Consider the following 22212-nt stretch of genomic DNA (forward strand, 5'->3'; position numbering starts at 1 on the left):
AGCTTCCGGCGGTAAGCCCGCCGGAAGCACCGAAAGTAAGAAACACTGGGAATGACAAGACGTGCCAAAGCACGCGACGCTGTTCAGCAAGACCAACAAAGGGGATCACGACAATGTTCGACAAGAAGTTCACACGCCGATCCATTCTCGCCGCCGGCACCACGGCGGCGCTTGCCATGCCTTTCATCCGGCCGTCCTGGGCGGCACCCGACCAGGTTCGCGCGCTGATGTGGGAGGCCTATCTTCTGCCCGACCAGATCACCGCCTTCGAGGAGACCAACAAGGTCAAGTTCGTTCCGACCTTCTTCGACGGCAATTCCGAGGCCTATAACAAGCTGCGCGTCGGCGGCTCCAAGGAATTCGACCTCGTCCAGGCCGACGGTTTCTGGCCGCAGCTCTACTACCGCGAAAAACTGCTGCGCACGGTCGATTACGCCAAGGTGCCGAATGCCGGCGGCTACCTGCCGGAATTCCAGGCCGCGGCCTTCGACGTGCTCTCCGAGCCGGAAGCGGGCGGGAAGATCGGCTTTCCGTTCTGCTGGGGCGCCTATGGCATCACCTACGATGCCGGCAAGGTCGCGCCGGAGAAGACCGAGACGCTCGAATGCATGTTCAATGCCGATTATTCCGGCATGCTGTCGACCAGCTCCCGCTTCGAGGAAAACATCGCGCTTGCCGCTCTCCTGGTCACCGATCGCCTGGGCAGCCGCACCAAGCCCCGGCCAGATGGCAAGCCGTTCAATCCTTATGTGCTGACCGACGAGGAGCTCGCCGAGATCGAGAAGCTGCTCGTCCAGCAGAAGGCCTTGCTGCTCACCCGCTACCAGGACAACCCAACGCTCTTCCAGTTGCTGCAAAGCGGCGCCGTGGTTGCCGCGACCGAATTCGCGCAGGTCTTCCGCCAGTTGCTGACGGCGGAAAGCCAGGGCGCTCCGGCCGTCGACTTCCGGCATGCCTTGAAGATGAAGGAAGGCGGGCTCGGCTGGGTCGATACCTGGCTGGTCACGTCCGGTGTCGAGGACGGGCCGAAGCTCGACCTCTGCTACAACTTCATCGACATCATGATCTCGGCGCCGGTGATGAAGAAGATCGGCGAAGTGGCGGGTTGCTCGACCACGGTCGACCTGCGCGCCATATCGACGGAGGACGAGCGCAAGCTCTTCCTCATGGACCGTTCGAGCGAGATCGCCGACCTCTTCATGTTCGACCAGCCGTCCTCCCCTGAAAAGTGGGAACGCGTATGGTCGAACGTACAGGCGGCGTGACCTGCCCGTATTCCATCCTCCCAGATACGGCGGCCGGGGCGGCTTTCACGCCCTGGCCCCCATCTCATGAGCACAGGTCCATTTCATGCGACAAAGCGATTCCTATATCCGGATTGACAATGTTTCGCGCCGCTACGGCGCGGTAAAGGCGCTGGACAGCGTCACCCTCGACATCGCCAAGGAGGAGTTCATCGCCATCCTCGGGCCGAGCGGTTCGGGCAAGAGCACGCTGCTCCGGTTGATCGCCGGCCTCGACCGGCCGACCGAGGGGCACATCAGTTTCGAAGGCAAGGACGTCACCGGGCTACCGCCGCACAAGCGCGGCATCGGCATGGTGTTCCAGGAGTTCCTGCTCTTCCCGCACCGGACGGTGCGCGAGAACCTCGCCTTTCCGCTGCGTATGCGCAGGGAACCTCAAACGGTGATCGACGAGCGGCTCGAATGGGTGGCCGGCGTCCTGTCGCTGACGACGCTGCTCGATCGTTATCCGAGCCAGCTTTCCGGCGGCCAGCAGCAGCGCGTCGCGCTCGGCCGCGGCCTAATCGCCCGGCCGACCTTGCTGCTGCTCGACGAGCCGCTGGCCAATCTCGACCGTGAACTGCGCCAGGAAATGGAGGTCGAGATCCGCCGCTACCAGAAGCAGCTCGGCATCCCCTTCATCTATGTCACGCACAACCAGGAAGAAGCGCTCAGCATGAGCGACCGGATCGCGGTCATCCACAATGGCCGGCTGGAGGCGCTCGATGTGCGCCAGGCGATCTACGACAATCCGCCGACGCCCTTCGTCGCCCGCTTCGTCGGCAAGTCGACGAAATTCCAGGGCACCGTGACGCCGGACGGCAAGACGGTGCGGCTTGCCCGCTACGACCATGAATTCCCGCTGCCTCCGCAGAACCGCTTCCAGCCCGGCGATGCGCTCGACGTGTTCGTGAAGAACGAACGCTTCGACCTGAACCCGAAATCCGAGGGCGGCAGCGGCATCGTCTGCACGGTGTCCGATATCGTGCTGCGCGGGCCGTTTCTCGAATATATCCTCGAGACCGATCGCGGCGATACGGTGATCGTCGTCAAGCCGAAGCGCAACGACCCGCTGCCCATTCAGGAGCGTGTCTTGCTCTCCTGGGCGCCGTCCGATTGCCACATCTTCAAGGCGGGGAGCTGACGATGCCAAACGTTTCGCTGCGCCAGCGCCTGCTGCTCTATGTTCCGAGCGGCTTCCTGCTGTTCTTCTTCGTCTTCCCGCTCATCGCGCTCGTCGTGCTCAGCTTCTGGCAGACCGAGAACTACAAGATCGTGCGCGAACTGACGCTCAACAACTATGTCACGCTGGCGGCGGAGGGGGCCTACATCACCTTCTTCCTGCGGTCGCTCGCGATGGCGGTCGGCGTTTCGGTCACCCTTGTCGTCATGGCCTGGCCGATCGCCTATTTCATCGTGCGTTATGGCGGCCGCTACCGGATCATCCTGTCGCTGCTGCTTGTCATCCCGTTCCTCTCCGGCGAAGTGCTGCGGCTGATCGCGCTTCAGGGCATGCTGGGGCCGGCTGGCCTCGTGAACGGCATGCTGGTGCGGATGGGGGCGGCGCCGCTGCGGCTCATCATGTATTCGAATGTCGCCTCGTTCATCGCCTTCATTTATCTCTACCTGCCGCTGGTCGTCACAACGGTCTATCTTTCGCTGATCAATTTCGATTTCCGCCTCGCTCACGCCGCCAATGCCTGCGGCGCAAACCGCTTGCGGGTGTTCACCGAGGTCGTCTGGCCGCTCAACCTGTCCGGCACGCTCGTCGGCTTTATGCTGGCCTTCATCCCGACGCTGTCGGCCTCGCTGGTGCCCCGGTTCCTCGGCGGACCCAACGGCACCCTCTACGGCATGTCGATGTCACAGCAATTCGGCGAGTCCGGCACCTGGGCGCTGGGTGCGGCCATGGGCGTCGTGTTGTTTTTGTTTTCGGCGCTTGCGCTTGCGATCCTCAGCTTCGGCGTCGATCTGCGAAGGACCGGATTTACCGGAATGGGGAGGCAGTAAGATGAGCCCGCATGTTTCCGATGCCATCGCCAAATGGCTGCTCGCAGCCTTCGTGATCCTGGTCTTCGCCTTCCTGTATATGCCGATCGTCCACATCCTCTTCGCGTCGCTGTCGAGCCGGCCGAACTTCCCCTATCCGCCGGAGTTCAACTTCGCGAGCTATGTGCGGCTGTCCAACAACACCGTCTACCAGAGCGCCTTCCTGAACAGCCTGCTGCTCGCCTCCTGCACGGCGGTGCTGTCGACGGTGCTGGGGTTCCTCGCCACGATCGGCGTGCTCCGGTTCGGCGGCCGCAGGGCGCTGTTCTACGCCATCCTGTTTGCCGCGCCGCTCTTCGTGTCGGAAATCATGCTCGGCATTTCCAGCATGGCGCTCTACTATCTGCTGTTCGAATTGCAGGGGAACATGGTGACGGCGATCATCGCCAATGCCGTGCATTGTTTCAGCTTCTGCTTCCTCATCATGGCGGCCATGCTCTACAAATATGATTGGCGGATGAACGAGGCGGCCATCGTCTGCGGCGCGTCGCCCGTGCGCTCCTTCCTGGAGATCATGCTGCCGATCACCTGGCCGGCCATCATGGGCAGCCTCATCACTGCCTTCGTGCTGTCGCTCAACGGTCTCGACATCTCCTTCTATCTGCTGGGCGCAACGCCAACGATGCCGTCCGTCGCCTGGGGCGCCTTGCGATACGGGGTCAAGCCGGAACTCTATGCGCTCTCGACGCTGATCAACCTCGTCGTCTTCGGCCTGGTGCTCGGTTTGCTTGTCTCGATCAGGCTGAAGCGCAAGGATGCGTAGAGGAGGGCGGGGTCGCACTAGTGAATTCTAGGTCAACGCCTTGACATGCCGGAGGTGACACGGCATCCACATGCAACGGCAGCACCATCAATACCTTGCGTAAACTGTTCCTGTATTAGGAACGACAGTGCCAGCCGATACAGACCAGCACTCACAGGGCGTTTTGATGGATATACTTCGTCTGCTTGGCCGCGTGCGGCCTGAAGGTTCTATCCGCGTGACAGCGATGGGACTGCTTCTCGCTCTCGGCCTTGCCGGCCCCGGTTTTGCAGCAGGCTGCGGCCAGCCCATCGCGCCGGGTCAGATGGAGTTCACGGTAAAGACTGGCGGCATCGAGCGGCCGGCGCTGGCCCATGTTCCGGCTGCCTATGATGGGAAGAAAAAGCTCGCCGTCGTCTTCGATTTTCACGGCAGCAATTCCGGTCCGGCCGGCCAGTTTCGCCGCAGCGGCTGGGATGCCGTCGCCGAGCGTGAAGGCTTCGTGGCGATCGCGCTGCAGGGAAGCCTCGACGGGCAGTACAAGGGCACGCATGCCTGGAACGTGCCGGGCGTGACGAAGGGCGGCACGCACGACGACGAGCGCTACATCAAGGATGCCATCAAGACGGTGAAGGACACCTTCTGCGTCGACCCGACACGTATCTACGCCTCCGGCTATTCCGGCGGCGGCCGCATGCTCTCCCAATATATCTGCAATGGCCATCCGGACTTCGCAGCCGCCGGCTTCGTCATGGGCCTGCGCGCCGGCTATCCGGTGGAGCGCGATGGTGTCTGGCAGCCGGACGTCGCATCCTGCAATCCCGGCAATCCGATCTCAATCATCGCCTTCTCCGGCATGAAGGACGTCACCAACCCCTTCGTTGGCGGCGGCAGGCCCTATTGGCAATATGGTGGCGAAGCTGCGCTTCGGCGCTGGGCGGAGCTGGACAAGTGCGAGGCCAAGGGCGACGTCCTCACCGATGCGGCGATGACGGCGCTGTCGTTCGACACCTGCGCTAGCGGTGCGCGCATCACGTCCTATCTTCTCAAGGAAAACACCCACGACTGGCCGGCCCGTAGTGTGCTGTTCCGAACCTTCGACGCGAACGGCAAGGTGACCTCCGAACGGGACGCCACCGGCCGCATGTGGGAGTTCTTCAGGAACACGCGCTCTCCGGAAGAAACCCCGGTGACGGCGGGAGACGCCACCGAGCGCGCCGGGTAAGCCTGTCCAAATCTGTGCGTGGAGAGGCTTGCGCCCGGCCCTGCGTCGAAAAGCAGACAGACAAACATCGCCGCATTTCGTATAGCGGGCGAGGGTGCCGCAGGCCTAGAGCTCGCCGCACGAGGCAATCAACGTTGGGTCCGTTCATGCTCAGGCCGACAAAATCCGAAATAGAGGCCGGAATCATCGACCGGGCGGCCGCCCTGTTCGCCCAGCACGGATTTGCGCATGCCTCGCTCTCGCAGATCGCCGAAGCCGTCGGCTATTCGAAAGCCGGGCTGCTGCATCATTTCCCGAGCAAGCAGGCCATCTATGATGCCGGCATCCGGACGCTGCGCGAGCATGCCGAAGAAATGCTGGAAAGCGTGAAGGGATTGCCGGTCGGGCGCGAGCGGGATCTCGCGGTGGTCGAGGCCTCCGTCACTTTCGCCTTCGAGCAGCCGGGCATTTCGGCGCTGGGCAACCGTATCGCGCTCGATCCCGATCCCAACGATCAGGAGATGAACGAGATCGGCTTCATCATGTATGAGGCGATCGGCATCGACCTTCAGAAACTGGAACTGGACAGGATCATTCGCGTGACCTGCGCCTTTTCGGGCCTCGGGATTACGGCCAATCTCGCGGTGCGCACGAAACAGACGAAGGAATGGCGCGCCTCCATGGTCGCCGCAACGATGGATGCGCTGGGCCATCGGCAGCCGTAGTACCCCGGCCGGAGTTTTCCGGCCGAGGCTAGAGAAAATCGATGGTGCGGGCGAGGGCGATTACCGGGCGCGCTTCGGCCAATATGGGTCGTGCCGATCCCGCTGCCAGCCACGATCCCTGCGATCGCGATCCTTGTGTTTATCCTTGTTGGCCTGCGAAATCGAATAGGCGCCGACAGCCGTTGCCGCAACGCCGACGGCAACCGCGGCCGCCGCCTGATCGGACTTGCGACGATTTTCGGAATAGATGTTGCGCGTGCAGCGCTGGTGCTGCCAGCCGCCCGGCCGCATGCCGCTGTCGGCGCAGATATTGTAGGCTTCGTCCATGGACTGGGATCTGGACTGGCAGCCGGAAGCGAACACCGCCGCAGCAAGTGTGAGGGCGAGAAGGGGTCTTGATTGCATGGAAGTTCCTTTCATAGGCGCGCGTCATCGCAAGCACAGGCCATGTGCTTGGTGACCTCGTGGGTTTTGGGGGATGCGTCTGGGCGGGCGCGCCGAATGCCAGACGAGATTGGACTATATTTCGGGTTGGCGCATCGTGGCGCCCGTGCCTGGCACGAACGTCGCGGAGACGGCGACATGGAGGTGCCTTCCGACAGCACAGAGTGAGCCGTGTAAGATCGTCATTCCTTTGCCTTGCCCCATGGCCGACCCTCGTTTTGCATGCCTACCGAATCGGTAGGAAGCAGACCGATTCGGTTTATAGGGGATTTTGCGGCGGGATCAAGGCGTAAGGGATATGCTATCCGCGTGAGGTCATTTCTGCGTGGCGGTGAACACCGCCAACTGAGCGTCGAAAGCGCGTTTGTAGGCGGGTCGCGCCTGGCCGCGGGCGATATAGGCGGAGAGGGTTGGGTAGGCGCCCAGGATATCCGAGCCTTCCAACCGGCGCAGCACCGTCACCATCAGGAGGTCGGCGGCGCTGAATGCGCCGTCGAGCCAGTCGGCATCGCCGAGCCGGTCGGAAAGCTGGTCCAGCCGCTCACGGATGCGGCCCTTGAGGATGGGCTGACGCGCCTCGTGCCAGGCCTTGTCGCGCTCCGCAAAGTGGGCGGCTTCACGCTCGACAATGGGCGGCTCCACCGTGCTGAGCGCGGCAAACATCCATGTGATGGCGCGCGCCCGGGCATCCGCATCTGCTGGCAGCAGGCCCGGATGGTTCTCTGCGATGTGGAGCACGATACCGCCGGATTCGAACAGCGCCAGGTCGCCTTCCTCATAGGTCGGGATCTGTCCGAAGGGCTGAAGTGCCAAGTGCGCAGGCTGCTTCATCGCCTTGAACGAAACAAGGCGCACCTCGTAAGGCAGGCCCACTTCCTCAAGCGCCCAACGAACGCGCATGTCGCGCGCCAGGCCCCTGCCGCGATCGGGCGAGCTTTCAAAGGCGGTGATGGTGATCGTCATTGTCGTTCTCCCTGGTCTGTTCGTCTTGAAGACGATCAGCCAAACGAGATTCCGACACTACATGTTTCAAGCCGCAAGCCTTAGCCCTGTGCGAGCTCTGCCTCCATTTCCGCAATGTCCTGGAACCGGTCGGCGATGCGGGCGTGCGGGCGGCCGCCGTCGGCGGCGGCGATGGCAATGACGATCTCGTCGGGATGCGGCGCGTCGGCAATCTGGAAATTGGCGGTGAGGAAGTGGGAACGCTTGCCGTTCTCGCTCTTGTGCATCATCGGCAGGGAGAGCAGGGCACCGGGCGCGTTGCGCGTATTGGCGAATTCCAGATAGTTCGTGCCGCCGATCGCATTGCGGAAGGGATTGCCGAAACGCAGCGTGTGGATCATCGCCGAGGCATGCTCGATTTCGCCGTTGACGCCGACCGCGGCCGCCTTGCCGCAAGCCTCGATTTTTTCGGCGGGCATTTGCGCCAGCAGGCGCCGGGTCATCTCCTCGCTCAACGGCCCTGCAATGTCGATGATCTCGGGCCGCAGGTTCTCGACGAAGCCCTTGCCGGCCCAGGGATTTTGGATGATGGCGGCGACGACGACGATGTTGAGGGGGCGCGGCGCGGCCTTGCCGCCCTCGATGTGGGTTTCCTCGAGGAAGGTGCAGATCTTTCTGATGCCGAGCGCCATGTCTTTTCCGCCGTCTGTTGACCGTTTGCTCAACCTAGCGTGCAGCGGCTCGCGATCTTCCTATCGTTCCTAGGAAACGGGGCGGCACCGCTCCTCTGAAAACAAGTAGCATTCGCGGGCTTTGCGCCGCATTATCGCGAGCCTAGGATGGGAGTGCGCGGCCGGTTGGACCAGAAATCACGGATACTTTCGCTTCGCGACGTTGCCAGCCAGATCAACAGCGGCGGCGACCTGACGACCGTGTTGCAGCATCTGATTGCCGCGGCCTGCCGGCATGCGAACTGGGCGCTCGGCTCCATCATGGGCATCGATGCCGCGCATGGTTATGCCCATGTCATCGTGCGGCATGATCCCACGCTCATCCAGCGCGACCTGCCCGACCGCTGGGAACTGGCGACCAGCCCGTCGCTGATCGCGCTCCAGCGCAACGAGCCGGTCTATCTGCGCGATGCGCGCGAAAGCGCCGAGTTTCCCGGCTACCGCAAGGAGGCCTTCGAGCGGGATTACCGCACCGTGCTCGTCATGCCGATGAACTGCGCCGACGCCGAAGGCCGGCCGATGGTGCTGAGCGTCATCGCCCGCACGGTGACGGAGGTCACCGAAGACGATCTCGCCTTTCTCGGAACGATCATCCATCTCGGCGCGATCGCGGTGGAAAAGCAGCACCGCCTCGCTGCGGAAAAACGGGCGTCCGATCGGCTGGACCGGGCGCTTACGGCGCATACCTCGCTGCTGGAACATGTGCTCAGCGACGGCTCCGTCTCCTCGCTTGCCGCCATGGTCGGCAGGCTGCTGCCCAATCCGCTGGTCGTCGTCGATTTCACCGTCAACCAGGTGATCGCCGGGCGCTCGCCGCTTACCGCAGACTTCGACGATGCGGCATGGCAGGCCGCGGCCCCGACGGTCTTTTCCCGCACGCTCATCAAGGCGGCCCGCGATGCCGTCGAGCGCGGCACCCTCGAAACGGCGGCAATCCTGCTGGATGACGGCACGCGACGGCTGCGTGCCTCCGCGCGGATCGAAGCCCTGACGGTCGACCGGCAGCTGGTCGGCGCGCTCGTCATCTTTCCCGGCGCGGTCGCCGAGGGCGAGCTGGATCAGTTGATGCTCGACAGCGCCAAGTTTGCGCTGAGCGTGCAGATGATGCGTTCCTTCCTGCGCTTTCGTTTCGAGACGCGCACGCAAAGCGAACTGTTTTTTGAAGTCGTCGAGCGGCGCTGGCGCGATGCTGGGGATGTCACCCAGCGCGCTACGCGTCTCGGGCTCGATTTTTCCGCACCGCAGCAGATGATCGTCGTCGATTTTCCGGAGAAGGCGAAGGCCTTCGGCGGCGGTTCCGTCGATGTCGAGCACACGCTGTCGCGCATCCTGCGGCAGGCGTCGCTGGAAGCGAGCCTCGTCGCCATCGATGGCGGTGTCGTCTGCCTCGTGCCGCATGAGGCGGGGCGAAAGCAGGAGCGCACAACAAAACTCATGCGCCGCATGGCCGATGAACTGGGCCGCTATTTCGACGAGGCGCCGGTCATCGTTGCCGGAAACCGCTGCGCCGGACTGGAGGACTACCCCGCCGCCTGGGAGCGGTGCAGCCGGATGATCCGCATCGGCCGTTCGTTCGGGCTGACGGGCGCGCTCTCCACACAGGATTTCGGTCCGCTGCCGATGCTGGTTTCCGCCGCCGATGTGGGTGACGTGCGCAGTTTCGTCCGTGAAAGCATCGGCGCCATTGCCGAACACGACCGGGAGAACGGCACGCCCTATCTGGAAACGCTGTCGACCTATCTCGAAGAAGGCTGCCGCAGCCAGGCCTGTGCCGACCGCCTCGGCCTGCATGTGACGACGTTGCGTTACCGGCTCTCGCGCATCCAGGAACTCTTCGGCATCGATGTCGAAACGGCGGAAAGACGCTTTTCCGTCGAGCTCGCCCTGCGTCTCTACGGCGTCATCGAGAACCACGCCTTCAGCGAACGCTGACGCCTTCGGGCTCTCCTTCGAAGCGCAGGAGAACTCTTTGCCACTCTCCTCCGCCTAGGAGGAAGAAGCAGCCGGCCGGCGGCGGTAGCTTCCTCTCAATGAACCGGAGAGGAGGTCGGGATGGTGGAGCAAGCGGCAGCACAGGATGCACCGATCGACCCGATCGCACTGCGCCGGGCCTTCGGCACCTTCGTCACCGGCGTGACGGTCATCACCACGCTCGAAGCCGACGGAACGCCGCGCGGCATGACCGCGAATTCCTTCACCTCCGTATCGCTCGATCCGCCGCTGCTGCTCGTCTGCGTCGCCAAGTCAGCGTCCAGCTATGCGGTGTTCAAGGCGGCGGACTGTTTTGCGGTCAACATCCTGCATGAAGGACAGGTCGATGTATCGGCGACCTTCGCCTCGAAGGCGCAGGACAAGTTCCAGTCGGTCAACCACGACCGGGTGCACACCGGTGCGCCGGTTCTCACCGACAGCCTGACCTGGTTCGATTGCAGCCTTCACAGCGCGGTGGATGCCGGCGACCACGCCATCCTGATCGGCCAGGTGCGCGCCTTCGGCACCAGCCCCACCGCGCCGCTCGGCTTCTGCCGTGGCCGTTACGCCAGCGTGAAGGATCCGTTGCCGACCGGCTGGCTCGCCTCGCATGGCATGATCATCGGCTACCTCATAGAGGCAGGCGACAGCCTGCTGCTGCGCTCGGACGGCAAGGGCGGCTGGGTGTTGCCCTCAGCGCGCCGGCGCAAGGCGGACAGCCAGCTGGTGCTCGACGGCGGCGATGCGCTGCGCCTCGTGCCGGAGGAAACCTTCCTCTATTCGGTCTTCGACGTCGCCGACAGCGACCCCGGTTATCTCGTCTATCGTGCGCGTCTCGCGGGCGAGGGTGCCACGGGCAATCTTCCCGCCGACCTGCGCTTCTTCCCCATCGACGACTTGCCCTACGACACGATCGCGACCCATGAACTGCGCTCCATGCTGCGGCGCTACGGGCGCGAGCGGCTGGTGGGCCGCTTCGGCATCTACATGGATTCCGACGACGGCGGCCGGGTCGCGATGATCGACGGCGAAGCCCGCGCTTGGCTCCAGGCCTCCCAAGACCAAGGACAATGACATGAAGACGACAGTCAGCTCCATCGAGGGCTCCCGCCAGTTGCTGTTCATCGACGGCCGGTTCGTGGCCCCGAAGAACGGCAACTACATCCAGAGCTTCGACCCGACGACGGGCGCGCCCTGGTATGAGTTTGCCGAGGCCGATGTGGACGATGTCGAGGCGGCCGTCGCCGCTGCCAATGCCGCCTTCCGCAACCCCGAATGGCGACGCATGACGCAGACCGATCGCGGTGCGCTGGTGCGCCGGCTCGCCGAATTGGTGCGGGCCAATGCCGATACGCTCGCCGAGATCGAGACGCGCGACAATGGCAAGCTGCTCAAGGAAACGCGGGCGCAGATGCGCGCCATGCCGGACAGCTACCACTACTTCGCCGGCATGGCCGACAAATTGCAGGGCGACACGATCCCGATCAACCGGCTCGACACGCTGAACATCAACCTGCGCGAGCCGCTCGGCGTCATCGGCATGATCACGCCGTGGAACTCGCCGCTGATGCTGCTGACCGGCACGCTGGCGCCGTGCCTTGCAATCGGCAACACCATCGTCATCAAGCCTTCTGAACATGCGACGGCCTCCACGCTGGCGCTGGCCGAACTCATCCACGAGGCGGGCTTCCCGGCCGGCGTCGTCAATGTGGTGACGGGCACCGGCAAGAGCGCCGGCGAGGCGCTGACCCGCCATCCGGGCGTCGCGAAATACGTCTTCACCGGCAGCACCGCCACCGGCCGCCGCATCGCCGGCAACGCCGCGCAGAACCTCGTGCCCTGCTCGATGGAGCTCGGCGGCAAGTCGCCCCATGTCGTCTTCGGCGATGTCGACATCGAGCATGCGGTGAACGGCGTCGTCTCCGGCGTCTTCGCCGCGGCGGGCCAGACCTGCGTGGCCGGTTCGCGCTGTTTCGTCGAGGCGAACGTCCACGACAGGTTCATCGAGGCGCTCGTCGCCCGCACGCAGCGTATCCGCGTCGGCCTTCCGACCGGCGATGACACCGATATCGGCCCGCTGGCGCTCGCCGACCAGCTTTCCAAGGTCGAATCCTATGTCGCCTCCGGTGTGAAGGAGGGCGCGAAGGTTGCTGCGGGCGGACGGCGGCCGCAGAAGGCTGGGCTTGCGCCTGGCGGCTGGTATTTCGAGCCGACGGTGATGGTCGATGCCGAAAACGACATGACCTTCATGCGCGACGAACTGTTCGGCCCGGTGGTCGGTGTCATGCCGTTCCGGGACGAGGCGGAGATGATCCGGCTCGCCAACGATACCCGCTACGGCCTCGCCTCCGGCATCTGGACGAAGGACATCGACCGGGCGCTGCGTTTCGCTAGCGAGATCGAGGCGGGCACCGTCTGGGTCAACACCTATCGCTCCGCCTCCTTCATGTCTGCCAATGGCGGCTTCAAGGAAAGCGGCTACGGCCGGCGCGGCGGTTTCGAGGTGATGCACGAATTCTCGCGGCTGAAGAACGTGATCATCGACTATTCCGGCGCGATGCAGGACCCCTTCGTCATCCGCCTCAAGTAACAAGCATCGAAAGGCAGAACCATGAAGTTCGCAGTCTCGCTCACGATGGAACGCTTCTCGCCGGATGTGCCGATGGCGACCGCGAAGAACAACCTGCTGACGCTGGCCCGGATGGCGGACGAGGGCGGCTTCGAGATGCTCTGGACCGCCGAGCATCACACGATCGAATGCACGATCTCGCCCAATCCGTTCCAGACGCTCGTCTGGCTGGCGCAGCATACCGAGCAGCTGCGGCTCGGCACCTCGACGCTGGTGGCACCCTACTGGGACCCGATCCGGCTGGCGGGTGAATCGGCACTTTGCGACCACCTCACGAACGGCCGACTGGAATTCGGAATCGCGCGCGGCTCCTACCAGTACGAGTTCGACCGGATGGCAGGCGGCATGCCGCAGCAGGAAGGCGTCGCCTACATGAAGGAGATCGTGCCGGCGGTGAAGAAGCTCTGGGCCGGCGATTATGCCCATGACGGGCACTACTGGAAGTTCCCGCTCGCCACCTCCGTGCCGAAGCCGTTGCAGCAGCCGCATCCGCGCCTCTGGGTCGCCGCGCGTGATCCCGGCACCTTCGACTGGGCGATTGCGAATGGTGCGAGCATCCTGTCGACGCCGCTTTCGGCACCCGCCGCCGAAATCCAGGTGCTTTCCGACAAGTTCCACAAGGCCGTGGCCGACCATCCGGAGGTGCCGCGCCCGCGTTTCATGATGCAGCGGCGCACCTGCGCCTACGATCGGCCGGACGGCTGGGAAAAGGCCGTGCAGCACAGCATGGATTATGGCCGCGCCTTCGAGAACCTCATGCAGAATGCCGGCACCGTGCAGAACGGCTTTCCCGAGGCCGTGCCCTATGAGGCGGTGAAGGGCAAGGAGAACTACAATCCGGAGAACATCCGCAAGAACCTGATGTTCGGCACGCCGGACGAGGTGATCGAGAAGCTGCTCGTCTTCGAAGCGGCAGGCGTCGATCAATATTGCCTGGGCCTCACCTTCAACCTGCCCTTCGAATTGCAGAAGCGCACGATCGAGCTTTTCGTGAAAGAGGTCATGCCGGTCTTCGCCGCGCGCGAAAACGACCGGAAGCGGGCGGCTGCAGGGGGCTGATCATGGCAGAGGCACGAGAGCACACGGTCGGCGAGGTCACGCTCAACTGTCGCATCGATGGCGATGGCGGCGAGCCACTCGTCTGCATCCACGGCGTCGGCTCCTATCTGGAGGCCTGGTCGGGCGTGGTGGAGCGGTTGAAGGACCGGTTCACGATCCTCACCTTCGACCTGCGGGGCCATGGCCGGTCAAGCCGCGTCAAGGGCCGCTACGAGATCGACGACTTCGTGGCAGAGACACTGGCGCTTGCCGACAAGGCGGGATTTTCGACCTTCAATCTCGCGGGATTTTCGCTCGGCGGGCTGATCGCCCAACGCCTCGCGCTGACGCATCTGCCGCGCCTTCGCCGGCTCGTGCTGCTGTCCACGGTTGCAGGCCGCACGCCCGAGGAGCGGGAACGCGTCCTCGCCCGCCTCGCGGCGCTTCAGGCCGGAACGCCGGCGGATCACCACACGGCGTCGCTCTCCCGCTGGCTGACGGAAGCGTTTCAGGAGGAACATCCCGACGTGATCGCCTGGCTGCGGGCGCGCGACGCGGAGAACGATCCGGACTGCTACGCGGCCGCCTATCGGGTGCTGGCCGAGACGGATTTCGGCGGCTTCCTCGACCAGATCCGCTGCCCGACCCTGATCGCCACCGGCGAGGAGGATGTCGGCTCCAACCCGCGCATGGCCCGCTATATGCACGACCGCATCCCGGGATCGCAGCTCACCCTTTTCCCGGGCCTGCGTCATTCCATCCTCATCGAGGCGCCGGGCATCGTGGCCGAAACCATCGATAATTTTGTGTCGAAGACGGAGGCCGCCCATGGATGAGACTTTGCGCAAAGACGGGGAAGCCGTCCGGCGGCGCGTGCTCGGCGACGACTATGTCGATCGCGCCAAGGCAGGCGCGGATGCCTTCTCCGCACCCTTGCAGGACCTGCTCAACGAATATTGCTGGGGCCTCGGCTGGACGGACGATGGCCTCGACCTCAAGCAGCGCAGCCTTCTGAACCTCGGCATGCTTGCCGCCAGCAACCGCATGCATGAATTCGGCATCCATTTCCGCGGCGCCATCCGCAACGGCCTGTCGGACAGGGAATTGCAGGCGGCGCTTCTCCAGATCGCAATCTACTGCGGCGTGCCGGCGGGCGTCGAGGCGTTCCGGGTGGCCCGTGCCATCCGGGCGGAAATGGGCGGGGAGGGCACGACTTGATTTCCGTCATTTCGATGAAGCCAGGGGCCACGCGCTGCTTGGGAACGCCGGAAGACGGGGAGGGGCGATAAGCCCCAAGATTGATACCATCGGCAGGGAGAGGAACCCGCGCCGTCGACAGAAACGACAATGGACAGAGGGAACAAACACATGATGAAGACATCGACACTCGCGGCGCTCGTCGCCTCTCTCTCGCTTTCGCTCGCCGCCGTGCCGGCCCAGGCCGGTGCCGTTCTGGACCGGGTGCTCGCCGCCAAGACCCTGAAGGTCGCGACCGATGCCAATTGGGCACCGCAATCCTTCGTCAACGACAAGAACGAGATGGACGGCTTCGACATCGACGTCGCCAAGGAGATCGGCAAACATCTCGGCGTCTCCGTCGAATTCGTGACGCCCGGCTGGGACATCATCACGGCCGGCAAGTGGCAGGGCCGCTGGGACATGCATGTCGGCTCGATGACGCCGACCAAGGCACGCGCCGAAATCTTCGATTTCCCGGCAGTCTACTATTACACCCCCGCCGCCGTCGCCGTGCACAAGGACAGCAAGGCGGAAAAGCTCTCCGATCTCGAAGGCAAGGTCGTCGGCGTGACGGCAACCTCGACTTTCGAGGCCTATGCCAACCAGGACCTGACGCTGGACGCTGCCGGCGCGCCGCCTTTCACCTATGAGTTCAAGGCCGGCGAGGTGAAATCCTACGCCAATTCCACCACCGCCTTCGATGACCTGCGTCTTGGCGACGGAACGCGCCTCGATGCCGTCGTTTCCACGCTGCCGAGCATTCTCGATGCGGAGAAAGCCGGCTACCCGATCAAGCAGCTCGGCAAGCCGGTCTTCTTCGAGCCCCTTGCCGTTGCCGTCGAGCATGGCGACAAGGAGCTGAGCGAGAAGATCGCCGAGGCCGTCGACGCGATCCGGGCCGATGGCACGCTGAGCAAGCTGTCGGTCAAGTGGTACGGTGTCGACTACACGGTCACGCAGTAAAAAGACCCATCCGTTCGCGCGCGCCCGGAAAACCGGGCCGCGCCTTACATTCAGGGAGCGGAGATGCTGTATCCGGATACCGTCGAGTCCGAAGTGCTCGTCCACAAGCCGTGGTTCGTCGCGGTGATGTTTGCGGCGATCTTCGTCCTGTTCCTTGCCTTCGATCTCTCGGGAACGTCGATGGGCGAGCTGATGCGCCCGGTGATCGGCGAGCCGCTGGAAAGCGGCATCTACGGCCGCTTCGCCATCGCCTTCGTCATCGCGGTGCTGTTTTGCCTGAACGTCGTCCTGATCGGCTTCGCCTCGCTGAGGGTGCAGATCACGATCGTCTGGCTTGAACTTTTGCTGCTGTTCCTCGCCTTCTTCAAGACGTTCAATCTCAGCCTGCCTTTCATGGCCGAGAAATTGCCCTTCCTCGTCACGCAGGGGCTTTTCACGACGATCTACGTCTCGGCGATCTCCATCGTCATCGCTTCCTGCATCGCCATTCTCGGTGCGGTGGCGAAGCTTTCGACGAACGGGTTCGCCTATGCGATCGCGAGTTTCTACACCTCGTTCTTCCGCGGCCTGCCGCTCCTGATGCAGGTCTACCTCATCTATCTCGGCCTGCCGCAGCTCGGCTTCATCATCGATGCGGTGCCGGCCGGCATCCTTGCGCTGTCGCTCTGTTACGGCGCCTATATGACGGAGATCTTTCGTTCCGGCATCCAGAGCATCGACCGCGGCCAATGGGAGGCCTCGCGCTCGATCGGCTTCGGCTTCGGCATCACCATGCGTAAGATCATCCTGCCGCAGGCGCTGCCCGTCATCATCCCGCCGACCGGCAACCAGTTCATCTCGATGCTGAAGGACAGTTCGCTCGTCTCGGTCATCGGCGTGTGGGAACTGATGTTCCTGGCGCGCACGCTCGGCCAGAAGTCGTTCCAGCACATGGAAATGCTGATTTCCGCCGCGATGCTCTACTGGGGCGTCTCGATCTGCCTCGAACTCATCCAGTCACGCATCGAGCGTCATTATGCGAGGAGCAAAGTCCGATGAGCGAAAAGATCATCGACGTCCGCAACGTCTCCAAATGGTACGGCGCGTTCCGGGTGCTGACCGATGTGAACCTGACGGTGGAAAAGGGCGAGCGCATCGTCATCTGCGGCCCCTCCGGCTCGGGAAAGTCGACGCTGATCCGCTGCTTCAACCGGCTGGAGGCGCATCAGGAAGGCGATATCGTCGTCAACGGCATCCCCCTGCATGACAAGATGCGCAATGTCGGCGAGGTGCGCAAGAACGTCGGCATGGTCTTCCAGCACTTCAACCTCTTTCCGCATATGACCGTGCTGATGAACTGCATGGTCGGGCCGATGTGGATCAAGGGCGTCTCGCAGGCCGAAGCCCGCAAGACCGCGCTGCAATTCCTGGAGCGCGTGCGCATTCCCGAACAGGCGGACAAATATCCCGTCCAGCTCTCCGGCGGCCAGCAGCAGCGCGTGGCGATCGCCCGTTCGCTCTGCATGCAGCCGGCCGTCATGCTGTTCGACGAGCCGACATCCGCGCTCGATCCGGAAATGGTGTCCGAAGTGCTCGACACCATGACGAGCCTGGCGCGCGACGGCATGACCATGGTCTGCGTCACCCACGAAATGGCCTTTGCCCGCGCCGTCGCCGACCGGGTGATCTTCATGAATGCGGGCCAGATCGTCGAGCAGGGTAAACCGGAAGAATTCTTCAAGAACCCGCAGCACGAGCGCACGAAGCTCTTCCTCAGCCAGATCCTGAAACATTGAAGGGCCGGCAATTGCCGGCCCGTTCAAGCATCAATCGGCTTTCGCCGCGGCAATGCCGTCAAGCCGCTGCATCGCTTCTGCCGGCAACTCGATATCGGCGGCGGCGAGATTTTCGCGCAGATGGCCGCGGGACGAGGTGCCGGGGATCAGCAGGATGTTCGGCTTGCGGGCGAGGAGCCAGGCGAGGGCGACCTGAAGCGGGGTCGCTTCCAGATCCGCCGCGACCTCCGACAGGGTTGCGGATTGCAGCGGCGAAAATCCGCCGAGCGGGAAGAAGGGCACATAGGCGGTGCCTTCTGTCGCCAGCTGGTCGATCAGTCCGTCATCTCCGCGATGGGCGAGATTGTACTGGTTCTGGACGCAGACGATATCGGTAATTTTCCGGCCATCCGCGATCTGCCGGGCGGTGACGTTCGACAGCCCGATATGCTTTATCAGGCCCTGGCGTTGCAGGTCTGCGAGAACCGTGAGCGGTTCCTCCAGCGAGCCCTCCGCAGGCCCATGCACATCGAACATGGCGCGCAGGTTGACGACGTCGATGGCGTCGAGGCCGAGGTTCTTCAGGTTGTCGTGTACGGCCTGCGTCAGCGCTTCCTTCGAGAAGGCCGGGTTCCAAGACGCATCCGCGCCGCGCGTCGCGCCGACCTTGGTGACGATAACAATACCGTCATTGTAGGGATGCAACGCCTCCTTGATGATCTGGTTGGTGACATGCGGCCCATAGAAGTCGCTGGTGTCGATGTGGTCGACCCCGCTCTCCACGGCTTCGCGCAGCACGGCGATCGCTTCCGCACGATCCTTCGGCGGACCGAATACGCCCTTTCCTGCGAGCTGCATGGCGCCATAGCCGAGCCGCTTTACCGTGAAGTCGCCGAGTTTGTACGTGCCGGATTTTTCGAGATTGGACATGTCGTGCCTCCATTGTCTGGTCGATCCTGAAATAGGGCGGCTTGTCCGCAGCGAAAATGGGATATAATCCGCACAGCTTGTCCGTGATGCCGGACAGTGGTGGAGGACAACATGACGCTGGGTGGCTCGAACATGGCGGATCTGGGCGCCTTCCTGGCGGTGGCGCGGGCCAGCGGTTTCCGCGAGGCGGCCCGCGCGACCAACAGCAGCTCGTCGGCCCTGAGCGACGCCGTCCGGCGCCTCGAAACCGAGCTTGGCGTCCGGCTGTTCAACCGCACCACGCGAAGCGTCGTGCCCACCGAGGCGGGACGCGGCCTCATGGAGCGCATCAGCCCGGCCTTCAGCGAAATCGGCGGCGCGTTGGAGCATGTCAGGAGCCTTCGCGGGCGACCGGCGGGAACGTTGAAGCTCAATGTCCCGGTCAGCGCGGCGCGGCTGGTGCTGCCGAAGATCGTGCCGCAGTTCCTGGCGGCCTATCCCGATATCCAGCTGGAAATCGTCACCGACGAGAATTTCGTGGATATCATCGCCGCCGGGTGCGACGCCGGGATCCGCTATGACGAACGGCTGGAGCTGGATATGATAGCCGTGCCGATCGGCCCGCGCATTCAGCGCTTCGCCAGCGCCGCATCGCCCTCCTATCTTGCTGCGCGCGGCCGGCCCGAACATCCACGGGACCTGCTGTCGCATGCCTGCATTCGAAGCCGCTTCGCCGGCCGGTCGCTCGGCTCCTGGGAGTTCGAGCGTGACGGCGAGGTCGTGCGGGTCGATCCGCCGAGTTCGCTGATCGTGCAGGCGGGCGGCGGTTCGGACCTGGGCGTCATGGCCGCGATCGACGGCGCCGGCATCATATCGCTCTTCGAGGATTGGCTGAAGCCCCACTTCCAGAGCGGTGCCCTCGTTCCCGTGCTGGAGCCGTGGTGGCTGAGCTTTTCCGGCCCGTTCCTCTATTATCCCGGGCGCCGGCTGGTGCCGGCCCCGCTGCGCGCCTTCATCGATTTCATGAAGGTATTGCCCTAAGATTCCGCTTTAGGTCGTTGTTCAGCTTTCTGCCGTAACGTCAGGTAATCTTGCGGCATGCGGGGATTTCGGAATGGGCGTCGTGACGCTGGACCAGGTGGAGCGCCAGATCGCGCGGGGCTTTCGGTTCTTGCGTTTTTCTCCGGATATCGAGGCCGCCTTCCGCAAGGACTACGTGGCGGAGCGGGTGCGGCTCGCCGTCATCTGGGGCGTGATCGGAACGCTGATCTACGATCTCGTCTATTTCGGCGACCGCACCATGATGGCGGATGTCTTCACCGCGCTGGTCTTCGCGCGTTTCCTGGTGTTCACGCCCTTCGTGATCGCCTGTATCCTGACCGTCCGCCGTTGGCGGAATGCGCTGCTTTACGATAGTCTTTCCGTTGCGATTGCCGTGATGGGCGTCACCCTGCCCATGCTTGCCGCTACGCAAAGCGCCAGCCCCTACCTTTTCGTCTACCAGAACGGCAACTCCGCCGCCTTCCTGTTCTTCGTCATCGCATTGCGGCCGCGTTTTCCTGCGATCCTTGTCGGGCTCGCGCTGATGTGCGCTTCGCATTTCACCACCACGCAGATGACGGGCGCCTTCGACGCCGTGACCTATTCCGGCATTGTCACCTTCTATGTGACGCTCTCGATCTTCCTGGCGGTGAGTGCCTATTTCCTGGAGCAGAAGGACCGGCAGAATTTTCTCAACCAGTTGCGAGCCGGCCTGCTTTACGGGCAGCTGGAGCGCAATGCCGAGCGGGACGAGCTGACGGGACTGCTCAACCGGCGCTCGCTCGCACGGATCTGCGAAGGCTTATGGAGCGGCGGAAAGCATAAAACCGTGGCCGCCATCCTGCTCGACATCGATCATTTCAAGCGGTTCAACGACGTTCACGGCCATATCGAAGGTGACGCCTGCCTTCGTGCCGTCTCGCGATGCATCCGCGACACCGTGGACGAGGCGTCTTTCGTGTTCCGCTTCGGGGGCGAGGAGATGCTGGTCCTCTCGGCTGATCGGGAACCCCTAGCGGCACTGGCGATGGCGGAGCGCATCCGCGTCGCCATCGAAGGCCTCGCCATGCGTCATCGCGGACTGGACGATGGCTGCGTGACGGTCAGCCTCGGGGTGGCCCTGGCGGGACCTGCCGAGACGACGCTCGAACGGCTTTTGTGCGATGCCGACAGCGCGCTCTACGAAGCGAAGCGCATGGGCCGAAACACCGTAGCGCTCGCCGGCGACACGTTGGTCGACGCCCGCGTCGCCTGAATTATTCGAGCTGAAGGTTCTCCTTGAGCAGGACCTCGATGCGGATTCGCTCCTGGGAGGCGAGCAGTTCGCGGTGGTCGGCGCGGGCGCGCATGATGCGCAGCGCGCTTCTGACGGCGTGGCCGGGGTCCTGGGCGATCACGGCGTCGATGCGCTCGTCCATCAGGGCCTTTTCGCTGAACGGGGTGCGCTCGTGCGCGACGACGGTGAGGGGGCGGGAACCCTGCGCGTTCCAGACGGCAGACAGCGGCACTCTTGCCTCCGAACTCAGCACATAGACGGCGACGGTATCCGGGTTGTGCTGCAGGGTGCGCTGGATGATCAGCTCGGTGCGCTTTTCGTCGGCATAGGTTTCCAGCGACGGCAGGATTTCGAGATACGGGAACTGGGTGTTGATGATGCTGTCGAAGCCGAGGCGGCGCTGGATGCTGTCGAGCGCCATCATGGTTTCCGCCACCACCATGATCTTGCCGGGCCTCTCGCTGATGAAGCGGCCGGCGATCTTGCCGGCGGTGGCACCGGCCGCGAAGTTGTCGACGCCGACATAGTCGGCGCTCTCCAGCCGTTCCTGGCCTGAGAGGAACTGCACGACCTTGACGCCGCGCTCGACGAGCCGCATCAGCGCGTCGCGTACCTGCGGCGATTCCGGCGCCATGACGGCGACGCCGTCAATGGCTTCGGGGTCGATGGCGGTCAGGTATTTGGCGACATGGTGCGGATCCGACATGGGAATCTGTACGGCCTCCACCGCGATGGAATCGGCGCGAAGCGCTTCCTTCGCCTCGGTGACGCGGCCGATGAGCTCCTTGAGATACTGGTCGCCGGAGGTCGGCAGCACGAAGCGGAAGCGATAGGTCTTGTTGCGCGCCAGCGCGACTGCGGCCGGGTTGCGGACGAAGCCGATGCGCTCTATCGCCTCGGCGACTTTGCGCGCGGCCTTCCCGCTGACATTCGGGCGCTCGTTCAGCACGCGGTCGACGGTCGCCAGGCTGACGCCCGCGGCTTCTGCCAGGTCTTTTGCGGTTGGCCGCATGCGCCCGCTTTCTCCTCCCAAGAGTCTGAATCGGATTTTTCTAACAAAAGCAGGCGAAAAGCAAGAATTGAAGTGCGCACCTCAAAAATTGCTTGCATTGAGGTGCGCACCTCAATATGACTCTCTCCATGGCCGCGAGGAGGAACACCGTGGCCATGGAAATGGCGTGGAAGAGGGCAGGCCCATGGAGGCGTCCTTCTGCGCCTGTTGCCCGCCACGGGCGTTTTCACCTTTCGATGGAGGTCGGAAGGGAGGGGGAG

General features: G+C 63.7%; 22 protein-coding genes. 17 read left to right on the plus strand and 5 right to left on the minus strand.

The window, feature by feature from the left end; genetic code table 11:
• The first annotated feature begins 113 nt into the window (after positions 1–113).
• The 6 genes from AC1RWL_RS03065 to AC1RWL_RS03090 all read left to right on the plus strand — a co-directional run bounded on the left by AC1RWL_RS03065 (position 114) and on the right by AC1RWL_RS03090 (position 6003).
• Complete coding sequence (locus AC1RWL_RS03065) at positions 114–1265, plus strand: ABC transporter substrate-binding protein (RefSeq protein ID WP_493093311.1); 1152 nt, start codon at positions 114–116, stop codon at positions 1263–1265.
• Positions 1266–1350: 85 nt separating this feature from the next.
• The gene (locus AC1RWL_RS03070) at positions 1351–2427 is read left to right on the plus strand and encodes an ABC transporter ATP-binding protein (RefSeq protein ID WP_493093310.1); all 1077 of its coding nucleotides are present in this window, start codon (positions 1351–1353) and stop codon (positions 2425–2427) included.
• 2 nt (positions 2428–2429) lie between these two features.
• Positions 2430–3293 (plus strand): ABC transporter permease, encoded by an 864-nt coding sequence (locus AC1RWL_RS03075; RefSeq protein ID WP_493093309.1) that lies wholly within the window; start codon positions 2430–2432, stop codon positions 3291–3293.
• Position 3294: 1 nt separating this feature from the next.
• Complete coding sequence (locus tag AC1RWL_RS03080; RefSeq protein WP_256114975.1) at positions 3295–4095, plus strand: ABC transporter permease; 801 nt, start codon at positions 3295–3297, stop codon at positions 4093–4095.
• Positions 4096–4261: 166 nt separating this feature from the next.
• The gene (locus tag AC1RWL_RS03085; protein WP_493093308.1) at positions 4262–5299 is read left to right on the plus strand and encodes a CE1 family esterase; all 1038 of its coding nucleotides are present in this window, start codon (positions 4262–4264) and stop codon (positions 5297–5299) included.
• A gap of 146 nt (positions 5300–5445) precedes the next feature.
• Positions 5446–6003: a TetR/AcrR family transcriptional regulator gene (locus AC1RWL_RS03090; RefSeq protein WP_493093307.1), complete on the plus strand. Its 558-nt coding sequence runs from the start codon at positions 5446–5448 to the stop codon at positions 6001–6003.
• Between the two features lie 60 nt (positions 6004–6063).
• On the opposite strand, the gene AC1RWL_RS03095 is transcribed toward AC1RWL_RS03090, so the two are convergent.
• The 3 genes from AC1RWL_RS03095 to AC1RWL_RS03105 form a co-directional block, all read right to left on the minus strand.
• Positions 6064–6408, minus strand: a complete 345-nt coding sequence (locus tag AC1RWL_RS03095; RefSeq protein ID WP_493093306.1) for a hypothetical protein — start codon at positions 6406–6408, stop codon at positions 6064–6066.
• Positions 6409–6762: 354 nt separating this feature from the next.
• Entirely contained in the window at positions 6763–7410 is a 648-nt protein-coding gene (locus AC1RWL_RS03100; RefSeq protein ID WP_493093304.1) for a glutathione S-transferase family protein, read from the minus strand.
• Positions 7411–7490: 80 nt separating this feature from the next.
• A complete protein-coding gene (locus AC1RWL_RS03105; RefSeq protein ID WP_435264600.1) occupies positions 7491–8081 on the minus strand; it encodes an amino acid synthesis family protein in 591 nt (196 codons plus the stop codon).
• A 165-nt stretch (positions 8082–8246) separates the two neighbouring features.
• Between AC1RWL_RS03105 and AC1RWL_RS03110 the strand changes: the two genes are divergently transcribed.
• The 9 genes from AC1RWL_RS03110 (at position 8247) to AC1RWL_RS03150 (ending at position 17735) form a co-directional block, all read left to right on the plus strand.
• Positions 8247–10052 (plus strand): helix-turn-helix domain-containing protein, encoded by a 1806-nt coding sequence (locus AC1RWL_RS03110; RefSeq protein ID WP_493093302.1) that lies wholly within the window; start codon positions 8247–8249, stop codon positions 10050–10052.
• Between the two features lie 120 nt (positions 10053–10172).
• Complete coding sequence (locus tag AC1RWL_RS03115; protein WP_493093300.1) at positions 10173–11165, plus strand: flavin reductase; 993 nt, start codon at positions 10173–10175, stop codon at positions 11163–11165.
• A gap of 1 nt (position 11166) precedes the next feature.
• Entirely contained in the window at positions 11167–12681 is a 1515-nt protein-coding gene (locus AC1RWL_RS03120; protein ID WP_493093298.1) for an aldehyde dehydrogenase, read from the plus strand.
• A 21-nt stretch (positions 12682–12702) separates the two neighbouring features.
• Positions 12703–13779 (plus strand): LLM class flavin-dependent oxidoreductase, encoded by a 1077-nt coding sequence (locus AC1RWL_RS03125; protein WP_493093297.1) that lies wholly within the window; start codon positions 12703–12705, stop codon positions 13777–13779.
• 2 nt (positions 13780–13781) lie between these two features.
• Complete coding sequence (locus AC1RWL_RS03130) at positions 13782–14594, plus strand: alpha/beta fold hydrolase (protein ID WP_493093295.1); 813 nt, start codon at positions 13782–13784, stop codon at positions 14592–14594.
• Positions 14587–14976, plus strand: coding sequence for a carboxymuconolactone decarboxylase family protein (locus tag AC1RWL_RS03135; RefSeq protein ID WP_319312522.1), 390 nt, complete (start codon positions 14587–14589; stop codon positions 14974–14976). Before AC1RWL_RS03130 ends, AC1RWL_RS03135 begins: the two co-directional genes overlap by 8 nt.
• A gap of 150 nt (positions 14977–15126) precedes the next feature.
• Positions 15127–15960, plus strand: a complete 834-nt coding sequence (locus tag AC1RWL_RS03140; protein ID WP_256114962.1) for a transporter substrate-binding domain-containing protein — start codon at positions 15127–15129, stop codon at positions 15958–15960.
• A gap of 63 nt (positions 15961–16023) precedes the next feature.
• The gene (locus AC1RWL_RS03145; RefSeq protein ID WP_493093292.1) at positions 16024–16998 is read left to right on the plus strand and encodes an amino acid ABC transporter permease; all 975 of its coding nucleotides are present in this window, start codon (positions 16024–16026) and stop codon (positions 16996–16998) included.
• Complete coding sequence (locus AC1RWL_RS03150; RefSeq protein ID WP_435264608.1) at positions 16995–17735, plus strand: amino acid ABC transporter ATP-binding protein; 741 nt, start codon at positions 16995–16997, stop codon at positions 17733–17735. The genes AC1RWL_RS03145 and AC1RWL_RS03150 overlap by 4 nt, the downstream gene beginning before the upstream one ends.
• A 30-nt stretch (positions 17736–17765) precedes the next feature.
• Here the strand turns inward: AC1RWL_RS03150 and AC1RWL_RS03155 are convergent, their stop codons facing one another.
• The gene (locus AC1RWL_RS03155; RefSeq protein WP_493093290.1) at positions 17766–18644 is read right to left on the minus strand and encodes an aldo/keto reductase family oxidoreductase; all 879 of its coding nucleotides are present in this window, start codon (positions 18642–18644) and stop codon (positions 17766–17768) included.
• Between the two features lie 111 nt (positions 18645–18755).
• On the opposite strand from AC1RWL_RS03155, the gene AC1RWL_RS03160 reads away from it, so the two are divergent.
• Both AC1RWL_RS03160 and AC1RWL_RS03165 read left to right on the plus strand, forming a co-directional pair.
• Positions 18756–19664, plus strand: coding sequence for a LysR family transcriptional regulator (locus AC1RWL_RS03160; RefSeq protein ID WP_493093288.1), 909 nt, complete (start codon positions 18756–18758; stop codon positions 19662–19664).
• 73 nt (positions 19665–19737) lie between these two features.
• A complete protein-coding gene (locus AC1RWL_RS03165; RefSeq protein ID WP_493093286.1) occupies positions 19738–20919 on the plus strand; it encodes a GGDEF domain-containing protein in 1182 nt (393 codons plus the stop codon).
• Position 20920: 1 nt separating this feature from the next.
• On the opposite strand, the gene AC1RWL_RS03170 is transcribed toward AC1RWL_RS03165, so the two are convergent.
• Complete coding sequence (locus tag AC1RWL_RS03170) at positions 20921–21952, minus strand: LacI family DNA-binding transcriptional regulator (protein ID WP_493093284.1); 1032 nt, start codon at positions 21950–21952, stop codon at positions 20921–20923.
• Between the last annotated feature and the right edge of the window lie 260 nt (positions 21953–22212).

The sequence above is a fragment of the Shinella sp. GW821-FHT10F02 genome (genome assembly GCF_058809275.1).